This is a genomic window from Luteimonas marina, assembly GCF_007859325.1.
Taxonomy (GTDB): domain Bacteria; phylum Pseudomonadota; class Gammaproteobacteria; order Xanthomonadales; family Xanthomonadaceae; genus Luteimonas; species Luteimonas marina.
The window spans coordinates 510,117-523,844 of the sequence record NZ_VOHK01000004.1; the positions used below are offsets into that span (position 1 = coordinate 510,117).

Consider the following 13,728-nt stretch of genomic DNA (forward strand, 5'->3'; position numbering starts at 1 on the left):
GGAGCGGCTTCAGCCGCGCCCCGGGTGCCCCCGGGGCGACCCGGCACGGCGTTCGCGCCTGAGGGAAACCCCTGGAAATTCCGAATCCGTCATTTCGAGCGCAGTGGGAAATCCTGCTTTTTCAAGTGCTTGGATTTCTCGCTACGCTCGAAATGACAATTTTTGGAAGCCCCCCTGAAGGCGCTCCCATGGCGTTTTGATCGGCGCCCGGTCAGGCAATGACCCGGTAGCACGGCCGGTATTCGCCCGAGATCTTCATCCGCCGCTGCTCGACGAAGGCGCGCAGCAGGGCGTCGAGGGCCTGCATGATGTCGCCGTCGCCGTGGATCTGGAACGGGCCGAACTTCTCGACCCGGCGCATGCCGTCCTCCTTGACGTTGCCGGCGACGATGCCGGAGAAGGCGCGGCGCAGGTCGGCGGCCAGTTCCTGCGGGCGGCGGCCGTGGCGCAGGTCGAGCGCGGCCATCGCCTCGTGGGTCGGCACGAACGGCTGCTGGCTGTCGAGCGGGATGTCGATGCCCCAGTTGAAGTAGAACGAGTCCTTCTGCGCGATGCGGTGCTCGCGCACCTTGCGCACGCCGGCGATCATGCGTTTGGCGACCTTCTCCGGGTCGGCGACGATGATCTCGTAGCGCGAGGCCGCGGCGTCGCCGAGGGTGAGGCGGATGAACTGGTCGATCTGCTCGAAGTACGGCGCCGCGGCGGTCGGGCCGGTGAGGATGAAGGGGAATGGCAGGCCGGCATTCTCCTCGCGCAGCAGGATGCCGAGCAGGTAGAGGATTTCCTCGGCGGTGCCCACGCCCCCGGGGAAGACGATGATGCCGTGGCCGATGCGCACGAACGATTCGAGGCGCTTCTCGATGTCGGGCATGATCACCAGGTGGTTGACGATCGGATTCGGCGACTCGGCCGCGATGATGCCCGGCTCGGTGATGCCGATGTAGCGCGTGCGCCGGCGACGCTGCTTGGCGTGGGCGATGGTCGCGCCCTTCATCGGCCCCTTCATCGCGCCCGGGCCGCAGCCGGTGCAGATGTCGAGGCCGCGCAAGCCGAGTTCGTAGCCGACGTTCTTGGTGTACTGGTATTCCTCGCGCCCGATCGAATGACCGCCCCAGCACACCACGAGGTTGGGCTCGGCCGGCTGCAGGATGCGCGCGTTGCGCAGCAGACCGAACACCGCGTTGGTGAGGCCGGACGAGGTTTCCAGGCCCTCGGCGTATTCGGGGCCGAGTTCGATGGCGGTGTAGGCGAGGTCGCGCACCACCGCGAACAGCAGCTCGGCGACGCCGCGGATGATCTCGCCGTCGACGAAGGCCATCGCCGGCGCGTTGATCAGGTCGATGCGCACGCCGCGGTCCTGCTGCAGCACCTGGATGTCGAACGAGGGATAGAGCTCCTGCGCCGCGCGCGGATCGTCCGACGCGCTGCCGCTGGTCAGCACCGCCAGCGCGCAGCGGCGCAGCAGGTCGTGCATGCCGCCGCTGGAGGCGTCCTTGAGCCGCGCGACCTCGTCGCGCGAGAGCACGTCCAGTCCGCCCTTGGGGTAGATCCGGGCACTCACCACCGGCAGCGCCGTCGCCGCCGTCTCGCTGTTCTGCTGATTCATTCGCCGCCTCTCGTTCGGGACGAGACTGTAGCGCAAGCCGCCCCGCAAACGGAAACGGCCGGGTTTCCCCGGCCGTTCTCGTATCGCGGCTTGCGATGGATCAGAACTCGTAGCGGAAGGTCAGCATGGCCGACCAGCGCGAGACGAGGCGGTTGGGGAACGCCGAGCTGGAGTCGTACGTCGTGAGCTGCTGGACGTTCGGGATCTCCACTTCCGGGGTGTTCGGGTTGTCCGTGCCCAGGCTGTAGACATAGGTGCCGTCGGCATTGATCCCGGACAGCGCGACCAGCTGGCGGGTGTCGAAACCACCCACGCTTCCGGTGTTGCCCCAGTCCCTGTTCATCAGGTTCAGGACGTTGTAGATGTCCAGGCGGATCACCGACTTGTGCTCCTTGAAGAAGCCCGGCAGTTCCTGCTGGATGCCCAGGTCGAGCTGGTTGACCCACGGCAGGCGGGTGCCGTTGCGGTTGGCGATCGTGCCGCGACGCGAGTCGAGGTACGGATCGTTGCTGATGAACTCGTGGAACGCGTCGATCTGCGCCTGCGTCGCCGAGCCGTAGCTCACGATCGGGTCGTTGACCAGCGGGATGTACGCCGGATCCTGGTTGATGCCGTCGCCGTTCGCGTCGCGCAGGCCGGTCGCGGTGTTGAAGATCCAGGTGTACGGCAAGCCGTCGTGGCCGTTGTAGAACGCGGTCACGCTGGTCTTGTAGTCACCGAAGAAGGCGTGCTCCCAACCCAGCGAGGCCTTGATCGAGTTGCGGATTTCCCGGCTGGCGGTCCCGGCGATTTCCTCGTTCGGGTTGATGCGCGAGACGAACTGGTAGCTGGACCAGGCCTGCGAACTTCCGTCCGAGCCCACTTCGGTCGCCTTGGTGTAGGTATAGGCCAGGTTGCCATACCAACCGTTGGACATCGGCTTGTTCAGAGCGAAGGTCACCGCAAGCGATTCGCCCTTGTCGGTGTTGCCGAGCTTGGTCGAGTCCCAATCGAACTGGCTCGCCCTGCCGCAGTTCTTGTTGCCGCTGCTGGTGTTGCCCAGCGTGCACCAGTAGCTGCCGCGACCGTCGGCCAGCGTGCCGGTCGGCGCATCGTACAGGCCTGTTTCCGCGTTCAGGGCGCCGATGTTGATCGCCTGGTAGTACACGCCGTCCTTGTTCTTCAGGTACTGCGCTTCGACCGTACCGATCAGGCCCCACCACGGCAGCTCGGCGTCATAGCCCAGGCTCGCCTTCCAGACGGTCGGCAGCTTGAAGTCCGGGTCGATGGAGTCGACCTGGTACGCGGCACTGCTGCCGCCGCCGCTCGGGACGTTCTGGTTGTACGGGTCGGCGCTGAACGGCGCGTCAGCCGGATCGAACGAGGTGTACGACACCGCGGTCACGCCGTTGTTCTGGTAGGGATTGCCCAGCCACACGAACGGCGGCACGCTCTGGAACAGGCCCACGCCACCGCGCAACTGCGAGTAACGCGGGCTGTCGAACAGGTAGTTGAAGGACAGGCGCGGCAGGACGACCTTGTTGTCGGTGCCCAGCTTGTAGTCGTTCGGGAAGCCGAAGGTGTCCTCGAAGCCGGGGGTCCGGAACGGCGCCTTGTCGGCCTTGGGGATGTTGACGCGCACGCCGTAGGTCAACGACAGCTGGTCGGTCGCCTGCCAGGTGTCCTGGATGTACGGGCTGATCTGGCTGTAGACCAGCGCGGCGGCCGTGTCGGCCTCGGTATAGCCGGCGGCCGGGCGGCGCAGGATGAAGCGGCTGTAGTCGCCCGCCGCGAAGTCGGCCAGGCTGTCGAACTGGTACTCGCCGTGCAGGGTCTTGCCGTACAGGTTGAACACGTCATGGCGCAGGTAGTCCACGCCGCCCTTGATCGTGTGGTTGTCCAGGTACAGGGTGCCGATGACCGAGCCGGTCACCCGGTCGGTGTTGATCTGGTTCTGGTGGCGGTTGTCGTCCTCGCCGATGTAGATCGTGCCGCCCGGGACCCGGACGATGGCCTCGGTGTTCTTCACCGACGCGCCGTTGATCTGGTCGAACTTCTGGCGGCTGAGCTTGACCTCGGTGGAGAAGCGCTCGGTCCAGTCGCTGAACAGCTGCAGGCTCGTGTTCCTGGTGACGTTGTCGATGTTGTACCAGTGGTTGGTGAGGATCACCGTGTTCGGGAACAGATCGTAGGGGGACGGGCGGGTCTCCTCGGTCTGCTGGTAGGTCAGGCTGGCACGATGGTAGTCGTTGATGTTCCAGTCGATCTTCGCCAGGTAGCGCTTGTTTTCCAGATTGACGCCCAGCGCGCCATAGGCGTTGTCCTGCATGCCCAGCGCGTTGGCGATGGCGACCGCTTCGTTCACGTCGTCGATCGAGATCAGGCCGTTGGCCACGCCGTCTGCGGGCGTGGCGCCGCCGAAGTCGGAGACTTCCTGCTCTTCGTACGACGCGAAGAAGAACAGCCTGTCCTTGATGATCGGGCCGCCGATCGTCAGGCCGCGGGTCTCGTCCTTGTCGAACAGGTCGTAGTCCTCGCCGTTGCGCGAGGCGACCATGCTGCCGGCGTCCTTGAGCGCGTAGTAGACCGAACCGTGGAACTCGTTGGTACCCGACTTGGTGACGGCGTTGACGGTGGCGCCCACGGCGTCCGAGGCCACGTCGTAGTCCGACACCTTCAGGTCGTAGGCGGCGATGGTGTCCACCGAAATCGGCGAGTTGGTGTACGGCAGGCCATTGGCGTTCAGGCCGAAGGGATCGCCCTGCGACAGGCCGTCGACCGAGATCGTGTTGAACCGGTTGTTGACGCCGGCCACGGAGATCGCGCCCGAGCCCTGGTCGAGCACCTGGATGCGCGGATCGAGGCGGGCGACGTCGTCGATCGAGCGATTGCCCTGCGGGGTGATCTCCAGCTGGCGGCCGCCAACCGAGGTGCCGACGCCCTTGTTGTCGGGGTTGAACGTGTCGAACAGGCGCGAGCCGGTCACCGCGACCGTTCCCAGCGTGGTCGTGTCGCCCAGAAGCTGCGTGTTGACCGCGGCGACCTGGTTGAGCGCAAGGTAGACGTTGTCCTCGGTCTTGGTCCCGGCGCCGGGCTTGGTGATGGTGATCTCGTACGGACCGCCGACGCGCAGGCCGCGCGCGTTGTAGCGGCCGCTGGCGTCGGTGGTGGCGCGGCTGACCGTGCCCGATTCGACGTGGGTGATGACGACTTCGGCGCCGGTGACCGGCTGGCCGCTGCTGTCGGTGACGAGGCCGCCCACGCCCGCGGACGTGCTCTGGGCGAAGACGGGCGCCGCGGCGAGCGCGGCGATCAGACCGATCGACAGTTTCGACAGTCGGACACGGTTGCGGTGGGTCATGTGGGTTGCCTCAGCAGGTGGTCTTGACGGGACCGATGCATCTCGCCGCCCGGGCGTTCCCTGTCCCAGCGCGACGGCGGGCACGGGGCACATCGGTTAACTTCAGATTAACACGGTAACCGTTGCAGATGACAGCAAAAAGACAGCCGTCAAATTCGCGGAAGTGCTTGACGGGACTGGAATTTGATGGCCGATCGAGATTGTCGCGCTAAGTGATTGTTGCCGCAGCGCAACATGGTTTTCGTCGCGTCGCCGAGGTGCGCCGGAGCTGGGCGTCGGCCACGTAGAGCCTGCCCCGTACTTGATACGGGGGCCGACCTACGGTCTCGACGGTTCGGGCCGTAGGTCGGGGCTACGCCCCCGACGCCCGCCTGATCAGCCCGCGCCGATCTGGGCCAGGTACCCGGCCAGGCCGTCGAGCAGCATCTGCACCGAGATCGCGACCAGCAGCATGCCCATCAGCCGTTCGATCGCGGTCAGGGCGCGGCTGCCGAGCAGGCGATACAGCGACGTCGCGGAGAACAGGATTGCGGCGGTCGCGGCCCAGGCCAGCAGCAGGGCCAGGCTCCAGTCGAGCAGGCGGTCGGGTTCCTTGCTGCCCATCAGCATCACCGCGGCCATGCCCGAGGGACCGGCGACCAGCGGGATCGCCATCGGCACGATGAAGGGCTCGCCGTCGGGCATCTCGCCCATCAGCCCTTCCGGCGGCGGGAAGATCATGCGGATGCCGATCAGGAACAGCACGATGCCGCCGGCGATCGACACCGATTCCTGGCGCAGGTGCATCACCTCCAGCGCGTACTTGCCCGCCCACAGGAACAGCATCAGCACCACCAGCGCGATCAGCAGTTCGCGCGCCAGGACGATGCGCTGGCGGCGGGGTTCGAGTCGCCGCAGCAGGCTCAGGAACACCGGGATGTTGCCCAGCGGGTCGAGGATCAGGAACAGCAGCAGCGCGGCCGAGAGGATGGTCATGGCGCGATCCCGCCCGCGGCGGCGCCCGGGGCCAGCGCCTGCACGCAGGCATCGGCATGGCTGGCCGGGTCGCGCGCGACGCGGTCGCCGTCGGCGGCATAGGCGCGCGCGCGCAGCGGCGTGCGCATGGGTCCCGGGCGCAGCGCGTGCACGCGCAGGGGCGTGGACGCGGTTTCCGCATCCAGCATCGCCACCAGCGCCTCCAGCCCGTGCTGGGCGATGCCGTAGCCGCCCCAGTAGGCCGGCGCGGCTTCGGGCGCGGGATCAATGACGAACACCACGCAGCCGGCGTCGGACGCGCGCAGCTGCGGCAGGCAGGCCTGGGTCAGCCACCAGCGCGCGGTGAGGTCGACGTGCAGGGTGCGCGCGAACGCGGCCGGATCGGTGTGTTCGAGCGGGGTCAGGCCGGGGAAGTCGGCGGCGCAGTGCACCAGGCCGTCGAGGCGCCCGAAGCGTTCGCCGATGCGGTCGGCAAGTTCGGCGAAATCATCCGGCGTCGCGCCCTCGAGATCCAGCGGGTACAGCACTGCGCCGGCGCCAGCCTTTTCCACCGCATCGGCCACCTGCTCGAGCTTGCGCGACTTGCGCCCCAGCAGCACCGGCGTCGCGCCTGCGGTCGCGCAGGCCAGCGCGACCGCGCGGCCGTAGCCGCCGTGCGCCCCGGTCACCAGGACGACGCGGCCGGCCAGCGACCGGCCCTCGTCCACCGGGCCCGCCGCGCTCACGCCTTCTGGACTTCCGCGATCATCCGCGCGAGCTCGCCGCTCTCGTGCAGTTCGAGGGTGATGTCGCAGCCGCCGATCAGTTCGCCGTGGATGAACAGCTGCGGGAACGTCGGCCAGTTCGAGAACCGCGGCAGGTTGGCGCGGATCTCGGGATCCTCGAGCACGTTGATGGTGTGGAAACCGACGGCGCCGGCCGCCTTCAGCACCTCGACCGTGCGGCTGGAGAACCCGCACATCGGGAACTGCGGCGTGCCCTTCATGAACAGCACGATGGGGTGGTTCTCGACTTCGGTCTTGATGCGATCCAGTACCGCCATGACGACGCTCCAGCGAAGCGGCGCGACCGTGCCGGGCACGTGCGCGTCCGCGAAAACGGGGTTTTGCGTATTGTATGCCGCGCCGCCCGGCTTCCGCCCGCAATCTCCAGGATCACGCCTCCATGCCGATCGAACCGTGTCCCCTGCCCTGCGACCCGGCCGCCTTCGCGCCGCAGCTGTCGATCGAGGCGGTCGAGGCACATCGCCGCCAACAGCAGGCGCGGCTCGACGCGGTCAACGCGGCGCTGGGCGAGGACGACGCCGGGGAGATCGCGCTCGACGAGCTCGTGCGCAGCGCGCGCGGCGCGCTGGCGGCCCACGCGGCGCAGGCCTGGAGCGAGGACTTCTACTGGGCCGGCCTGCGCGCGCCGCAGGCCGACGGCGACAACGAGCCCGCGGGCGCGCTGGCCGCAGCCATTGCAGCCGCCTTCGGCGACACCCGGCGGCTGCGCGAACGCTTCGACGAAGCCGCGCGCCAGCTCACCGGACAGGGCTGGATCTGGCTGGTGCGGCGTCGCGATGGCCTGGCGATCCTGGCGACGCCGGAGTCAGTCACGCCCCTGACCGGCCGCGACACGCCACTGCTCGCCTGCTGCCTGTGGCCGCACGCCTATGCGCACGACTACGGCGATTCGCGCGAGCGCTACCTGGCGGCGTTCTGGCAGCTGGTGGACTGGAAGGCGGTCGCGGCGCGGATGTCGTAGGAACCTCTAGAAACTGTCATTTCGAGCGTAGCGAGAGGCGCTTTACAACGGCGAAGCCGGTCAATCCAATCGCTTGAAAAGCAAGATTTCTCCCCCGGATCAAGTCCGGGGTCGAAATGACAAATCCGTGGTTCTTAGAGGTTTCCTACAGGGAACCCAGCGCGGCGAGGACCGGCGCGACCTGCTCCATCCGCCCCAGCGCGGCGCCGGTTTCGCGCAGCATCCGCGCCAGTTCCGCTGCGTCGTTCGCGCGCAGCGTGGCGTGCCCCACCTTGCGCCCTTCGCGCGGCTGCTTGCCGTAGTCGTGCCAGTGCCCGCCGGCCGCGCGCAGCACCGGGCCGGCGTCGGGCATCGCGCCGATCCAGTTGAGCATGCACGCGTGCCCGAGCATGCGCGTCTCGCCCAGCGGCAGGCCGAGCACCGCGCGCAGGTGGTTCTGGAACTGCGAGGTTTCCGCGCCCTCGATCGTCCAGTGGCCGGAGTTGTGCACGCGCGGCGCGAGCTCGTTGGCGAGCAGCACGCCGTCGCGGCAGAACAGCTCCAGCGCGAACACGCCGACGTAGTCGAGCCGCTCGGCCAGCGCGCGCGCATGCGCCTGCGCCTGCGCGGCGAGTTCGGGATCGCACGCGGCCGGCGCCAGGCTCGCCGACAGCACGCCGTCGACGTGCCAGTTCTCGGTCAGCGGCCAGGTTCGGAAACCGCCGTCGCGGCCGCGCACCGCGACCACGCTCAGTTCGCGCTCGAACGGCACGAAGGCCTCGAGGATCAGGCCGACCTTCGCCGCCTGCGCGCCCAGTGCGTCCCACGCGGCGTCGACATCGGCCGTCGACCTGATCCGGAACTGGCCCTTGCCGTCGTAGCCGAGCCGGCGCGTCTTGAGGATGCAGGGCGTGCCGATCGCGACGACCGCGGCGTCCAGCGCCGCGCGGTCGGGCACGTCCATGAAATCCGGCACCGGGATGCCGAGTTCGCGGAACAGGCTCTTTTCGACCATGCGGTCCTGCGCGCTCGCCAGCGCGCGCGGGTTCGGGAACACCGGGATGCGCCGCGCCAGCCATTCCGCGCTCTCGGCCGGCACGTTCTCGAAATCGAACGTGGCCACGTCGACCTTCGATGCGAATTCCGCCAATGCGGCCTCGTCGCGGTAGTCGCCGACCAGCAACGGCGCGCACTGGCCGGCGCAGGCATCGGCAACGGTGTCCATCACCAGGAAGCGCAGGCCCAGCGGCGCGCCCGACAGCGCCAGCATGCGCGCAAGCTGTCCTCCACCGAGGATGCCGACGGTCGTCATCGCAGCCGGCTCAGCGACGCGGGTCGTCGTTGCCGGCGACGTCGTCGGTCTGGCGCTGGCGGAACGCGGCCAGCGCCTCGGCGATCGCGGACTGGTCCGCCGCCAGCATCGCCGCGGCGAACAGCGCGGCATTGGTCGCGCCGGCCTGGCCGATGGCGAAGGTCGCCACCGGGATGCCGCCGGGCATCTGCACGATCGACAGCAGCGAATCCAGCCCGTTGAGCGCCTTGCTCTGCACCGGCACGCCCAGCACCGGCAGCGCGGTCTTGGCCGCGAGCATGCCCGGCAGGTGCGCCGCGCCGCCGGCGCCGGCGATGATCGCGCGCAGCCCGCGCGACTGCGCGGTCGCGGCGTAATCGAACAGCACGTCCGGCGTGCGGTGCGCGGACACCACGCGCACTTCGTGCGCGATGCCGAGCGATTCCAGCTTCTGCGCGGCGTGCTGCATCGTGTCCCAGTCCGATCGGGACCCCATCACGACGCCGACCAGCGGCCTTTCAGGATTGGCGGACATGCGTGTTCCCGGCCCTAAAAAGACATTCTATCGATCCCGCCCGCTTTTTGTAGGAGCCACTGTCTGCTCCCTCCCCCGACGACGACGCGACAGGCGATAATCCAGTCCCCAGCCCCCAGTCTCCTGCCCATGGACCGCAAGCTGCTCGACCTCCTCGTCTGCCCCGCGACCCGCCAGCCGCTGGCGCTGCTCGACAAGGCCGGCCTGGCCGCCCTGAACGCCGCCATCGCCGCCGGCGAGGTGAAGCGCGCCGATGACGCGCCACAGTCCGGGCCGCTGCGCGAGGCGCTGGTGACCCACGACCATCGCCTCGTCTACCGCGTCGACGACGGCATCCCGGTGCTGCTGGTCGAGGAAGGCATCCCGACCGCGCAGGTCGCGGATTTCCCCAAGGCATGAACGCCGCGAGCATCGCCGCGCCCGACCCCGACGTCGTTGCCGCGGACGTCGCCCGGGCGCTGGCCGAGGACCTCGGCGGCGGCGACGTGACCGCCGCGCTGCTGCCCGACCGCCCCGACACCGCCTACCTGCTGTGCAAGGAAGACGCGGTGATCTGCGGCCGGCCGTGGTTCGACGCCTGCCACCGCGCGCTCGATCCCGACGTGCGCATCGACTGGCGCGTGGCCGAGGGCGATCGCGTCGCCAGCGGCACCGTGGCGGCGACGCTGGCCGGCCGCGCACGCGCGCTGGTCAGCGCCGAGCGCGCGTCGCTGAACTTCCTGCAGACGCTCAGCGGCACCGCCACCGTCACCGCCGCCCACGTCGACGCGGTGCGCGGCACGAACACGCAGATCCTCGACACGCGCAAGACCATCCCCGGCCTGCGCCTCGCGCAGAAATACGCGGTGCGCACGGGCGGCGGCGTCAACCACCGCATCGGCCTGTTCGACGCGGTGATGCTGAAGGAAAACCACGTGCGCGCCTTCGGCTCGGTGGCCGCGGCGATCCGCGCCGCGCGCACCGCGCAGCCGGGCCTGCCGCTGATCGTCGAGGTGGAAACGCTCGACCAGCTGCGCGAAGCGCTTTCCGAGGGCTGCGACCGCATCCTGATCGACGACTTCGACGCGGCGACGCGGCGCGAGGCCGTGCGCATCGCCCACGACGCACCGTTCGACGGACGGATTCCGCTGGAGGTCTCGGGCGGCGTCGACCTGGCCGGCCTGCGCGCGATCGCCGCGGACGGCGTGGACTGCATCTCCATCGGCGGCCTGACCAAGCACGTGCGCGCGATCGACCTGTCGCTCAAGCTCGGCCCGCCGCCTGCCGCGTAGGGGCCCCTTCAGGCGCGATGCCCTTCAAGACAGGCCGCGCCTGGCGGCGCTCCTGCAGGGTCTGGAGTGCAGTAGGCTGTCCGCTATTTCCTCGCCCCGCCTTCCATGCCCGACTTCCCCGTCCTGATTGCCCTGATGATCGCCGGCGCCGCCGTCTACGGCTGGTGGAACGCCGCGCGCGCCGCCGCCGAGCGCGCGATCGTGCTGGGCCGCAACGCCTGCCAGGCGGCGGGCGTGATCTGGCTCGACCAGAGCGTGCACGCAAACGGCCTGCGCCTGCGCCGCCGCGCCGACGGCCGTCTCGGGCTGGAACGCAGCTTCCGCTTCGAGTACTCGGAGGACGGGATGCAGCGCCACGTCGGCAAGCTGGTGCTGCATGGCGAGGAGCTGGTGTATTTCAGCGGACCGGCGCGGGCGGCTTCGGTGGTGGGGATGCACTGATTCCTGCTGGGGTCGCTTTGCGTGTTCTTTGTTGAATCCTTGGAGCAAGAGCTTCCGCCTTCGGCGGGTTCATTTCTTTTGACAAGCGTCAAAAGAAACGAACCAAAGAAAAACGCTTTCCCCGACGAGGCAAATCCGCAGACGGGGAGTGTGAGAGGATTTTCCGACACGGCATCCATGCCGTGGCGGAAAACGCCGCACATCCATGTGCGGCGCCCTACGGGTCTGGAGACTGTGCGGCTGCCAAGGGAAACGCTGGAGAACCCCCAATTTGTCATTCCGAACGCAGTGAGGAATCTCGAGCGACCAAGCCTGGATTTCTCGCTGCGCTCGAAATGACAGTTTGGGCTTTTGCAGGAGGGGCTTCAGCTGCGACCGGAAGCTGCACGGCGCCGGAAACAGTCGCGCCTGAAGACGCTCCTACAAAATAGCCGCGATGCATGGAGACCCGGGGGGCGGCGGGCATGGATGCCCGCCGTTTTTCGCCACGGCATGGATGCCGTGTCGAAAAATCCCCTCGAACTCGCCGACGGCAGGTTTGCAGTGTCGAGGAAGGCCCTTTTCTTTGGTTCGTTTCTTTTGGGCCAGCAAAAGAAATGAACCCGGCCGCCGCAGGCGGACGGAAGCTCTTAGCTCTTCGCAGATCTGGCACGAAAGCAATGAATACCCAGTCCGCAGCCATCAGAGATAGTTCCCGCACGAAAAGCCAGGATCAATCCCACTTCGGCATCTTCCCCCGCTCCAGACCCGCAACCTCGAATACCGCAACCTTGCTGCCCACGTCACGCGTCGGGAACTCGATGCGCATCACCTTCGCGTCCTTCGTCAGCCGCCACAGCGCCTTCTCGTCGTCGATGAACATCGCGATGGCCTCATCGGTCTTCGGCCGGTTGGCGGACATCTTCCTCGGCGCGGCATCGTCGACCGTGACGGTCACGCTGCACTTGCCGTAGCAGGCCCTGGCGAAATCGCCGCCGGGCAGGACGAGGTAGCTGCTGCGGCCCCAGTCGGGATGGTCGCGGAAGATCAGGCGCACCGGCTTGGCGCCGCTGCCGTCGACGTCGAGCGGCTCCTTGGCGTAGATCGCCGCCGACAGCTGCTGCCCGCCCTTCACCGCCTGCGTCTGGTAGGCCCACAGCGCGGCGGTGCGGCGCGCCTCGTTCTCGGCGTCGCCCTTGGCCTTGGCTTCGTCGTACTTCGGGCGCACGCGCTCGGCGGCCTCGGTGGTGGGCCACTTCGCGAACAGGATGTCGCCCTGCGCCTTGGCCAGCGCCCAGTTGCCGTCGGCGACCGCGGCCTCGAACGCGCGTTCGGCCTCGGCGGCGGCCTGCTCGTTGGCCGCCGCGAGCGCTTCCGCCTGCGCGGCGGCCTCGGCCTCGCGATCCCTGCAGCCGGCCAGGCACAGCACGGACAGCAGCATCGCGGTGGCGAACGAAAGCTTGTTCATGGACGGCGTCTCCTCGATCGGGGCGTTGCGGCAATTCCGACCAGTGTCATGCCGCGGCCGGCCGGCCGCAACCGGGGCGTGGCCGCTGGATCCTCCCTTTCGCGAACGTTGTCCCGACGGCGTACTCAATCCCGCGCGTCCGCCTCGATCAGCCCGACGATCGCCTCGGCCACCTCCGCCGGCTGCTCCATCAGTGTCATGTGGCCGCTGCGGTCGAGCAGGCGCCGCCGGGCGTGTGGGATGCGCTGCGCGTAGAGGTCGAGCGCGCTGGGATCGATCACGCGATCGTGCGCGCCCCACACCAGCAGCGCCGGCTGGCGGATGCGTTCGGCCTCCTGCCACGGCAGGAAACGCTCGTCGCTGCGGCCGATGCGGTCGAGGACCGACTGCTCGAACGTGCCCTCGCGCCTGCGCCAGGCCACGTAGGCCCACGCACCCGGCCACGGCAGCGGCGGCCGCGCACTGGCATCGTGGAAGATCACGCCGAGATAGCGCTGCAGCGACGCCGCGTCGCCGACGCCGAAGGGATTGCCGCCGGCCAGCACGTCGAGGCCGAAGTCGTTTTCCGCGAACTCGACGCCGGCGGCATCGAGCAGCGCGACGCGCTCGACCAGCTGCGGATGGCGCGCGGCCACCAGCGCGGCGATGCCGCCGCCCATCGAATGCCCCACCAGCACCACCGGCCCACCAAGATGGCGCAGGAACGCGGCGACCCTGTCCGCCTGCGCCGCGAAGCCGTAGTCGCCGCCGGCCTCGCGCTGGCTGTCGCCCCAGCCCGGCAGGTCGGGCGCGACCAGCCGGTAGCGGCGGCCGAGCTTCGCGCACAGCCGGTACCAGTTCTCCTTGCTGCCGGTGTAGCCGTGGATCATCACCAGCGTCGGCGCGCCGGGCGACTGCGCGTCGCGCTCGACCCAGGTCCAGCGGCAGCCGTCGATGACCGCATGACGCAGCGCGAATCCCGCGGCGATGCGTTCGCGCAGGTACTCCGCGCGGATCAGGCGGTGCGGATCGTGCAGGATCGCCACGACCAGCAGCACGACGACCAGCGCCACCAGCGCCGCGCACAACAGCAGGAGTTGCGGCGCCGGCATCTTCGC

Annotated in this window: 14 protein-coding genes; 5 read left to right on the plus strand and 9 right to left on the minus strand. The window is 68.7% G+C overall.

What is annotated here, in order from left to right; translation table 11 throughout:
- Positions 1-211: 211 nt before the first annotated feature.
- The 5 genes from ppnN to grxD all read right to left on the minus strand — a co-directional run bounded on the left by ppnN (position 212) and on the right by grxD (position 6,963).
- The gene (ppnN, locus tag FQY83_RS11540; protein ID WP_146388087.1) at positions 212-1,606 is read right to left on the minus strand and encodes a nucleotide 5'-monophosphate nucleosidase PpnN; all 1,395 of its coding nucleotides are present in this window, start codon (positions 1,604-1,606) and stop codon (positions 212-214) included.
- A gap of 100 nt (positions 1,607-1,706) precedes the next feature.
- Positions 1,707-4,946, minus strand: coding sequence for a TonB-dependent receptor (locus FQY83_RS11545; protein WP_146388088.1), 3,240 nt, complete (start codon positions 4,944-4,946; stop codon positions 1,707-1,709).
- A 375-nt stretch (positions 4,947-5,321) separates the two neighbouring features.
- The gene (locus FQY83_RS11550) at positions 5,322-5,921 is read right to left on the minus strand and encodes a YhgN family NAAT transporter (RefSeq protein WP_146388089.1); all 600 of its coding nucleotides are present in this window, start codon (positions 5,919-5,921) and stop codon (positions 5,322-5,324) included.
- Entirely contained in the window at positions 5,918-6,646 is a 729-nt protein-coding gene (locus tag FQY83_RS11555; RefSeq protein WP_146388090.1) for an SDR family NAD(P)-dependent oxidoreductase, read from the minus strand. Before FQY83_RS11555 ends, FQY83_RS11550 begins: the two co-directional genes overlap by 4 nt.
- Entirely contained in the window at positions 6,643-6,963 is a 321-nt protein-coding gene (gene grxD, locus FQY83_RS11560; protein ID WP_146388091.1) for a Grx4 family monothiol glutaredoxin, read from the minus strand. The genes FQY83_RS11555 and grxD overlap by 4 nt, the downstream gene beginning before the upstream one ends.
- A gap of 122 nt (positions 6,964-7,085) precedes the next feature.
- Between grxD and FQY83_RS11565 the strand changes: the two genes are divergently transcribed.
- Complete coding sequence (locus tag FQY83_RS11565; protein WP_146388092.1) at positions 7,086-7,667, plus strand: Fe-Mn family superoxide dismutase; 582 nt, start codon at positions 7,086-7,088, stop codon at positions 7,665-7,667.
- 145 nt (positions 7,668-7,812) lie between these two features.
- Here the strand turns inward: FQY83_RS11565 and FQY83_RS11570 are convergent, their stop codons facing one another.
- Together FQY83_RS11570 and purE are read right to left on the minus strand one after the other, a co-directional pair.
- Positions 7,813-8,958, minus strand: a complete 1,146-nt coding sequence (locus FQY83_RS11570; RefSeq protein ID WP_146388093.1) for a 5-(carboxyamino)imidazole ribonucleotide synthase — start codon at positions 8,956-8,958, stop codon at positions 7,813-7,815.
- 10 nt (positions 8,959-8,968) lie between these two features.
- On the minus strand, positions 8,969-9,472 hold the full coding sequence (gene purE, locus FQY83_RS11575) for a 5-(carboxyamino)imidazole ribonucleotide mutase (protein ID WP_146388094.1): 504 nt from the start codon (positions 9,470-9,472) through the stop codon (positions 8,969-8,971).
- A gap of 129 nt (positions 9,473-9,601) precedes the next feature.
- On the opposite strand from purE, the gene FQY83_RS11580 reads away from it, so the two are divergent.
- From FQY83_RS11580 to FQY83_RS17910, 4 genes are all read left to right on the plus strand, one after another.
- Positions 9,602-9,871, plus strand: a complete 270-nt coding sequence (locus FQY83_RS11580) for a Trm112 family protein (RefSeq protein WP_146388095.1) — start codon at positions 9,602-9,604, stop codon at positions 9,869-9,871.
- Positions 9,868-10,743: a carboxylating nicotinate-nucleotide diphosphorylase gene (gene nadC, locus FQY83_RS11585; protein ID WP_146388096.1), complete on the plus strand. Its 876-nt coding sequence runs from the start codon at positions 9,868-9,870 to the stop codon at positions 10,741-10,743. Before FQY83_RS11580 ends, nadC begins: the two co-directional genes overlap by 4 nt.
- 105 nt (positions 10,744-10,848) lie before the next feature.
- A complete protein-coding gene (locus FQY83_RS11590) occupies positions 10,849-11,184 on the plus strand; it encodes a DUF3301 domain-containing protein (RefSeq protein ID WP_146388097.1) in 336 nt (111 codons plus the stop codon).
- A 468-nt stretch (positions 11,185-11,652) separates the two neighbouring features.
- Positions 11,653-11,784 carry a hypothetical protein gene (locus tag FQY83_RS17910; RefSeq protein WP_272952458.1) on the plus strand — a complete coding sequence of 44 codons (132 nt, stop codon included), beginning with the start codon at positions 11,653-11,655 and terminating at the stop codon, positions 11,782-11,784.
- 112 nt (positions 11,785-11,896) lie between these two features.
- Here the strand turns inward: FQY83_RS17910 and FQY83_RS11595 are convergent, their stop codons facing one another.
- Both FQY83_RS11595 and FQY83_RS11600 read right to left on the minus strand, forming a co-directional pair.
- Positions 11,897-12,631, minus strand: a complete 735-nt coding sequence (locus FQY83_RS11595; RefSeq protein WP_238333472.1) for a hypothetical protein — start codon at positions 12,629-12,631, stop codon at positions 11,897-11,899.
- 125 nt (positions 12,632-12,756) lie between these two features.
- Entirely contained in the window at positions 12,757-13,722 is a 966-nt protein-coding gene (locus FQY83_RS11600) for an alpha/beta fold hydrolase (protein ID WP_146388098.1), read from the minus strand.
- Positions 13,723-13,728: the final 6 nt, after the last annotated feature.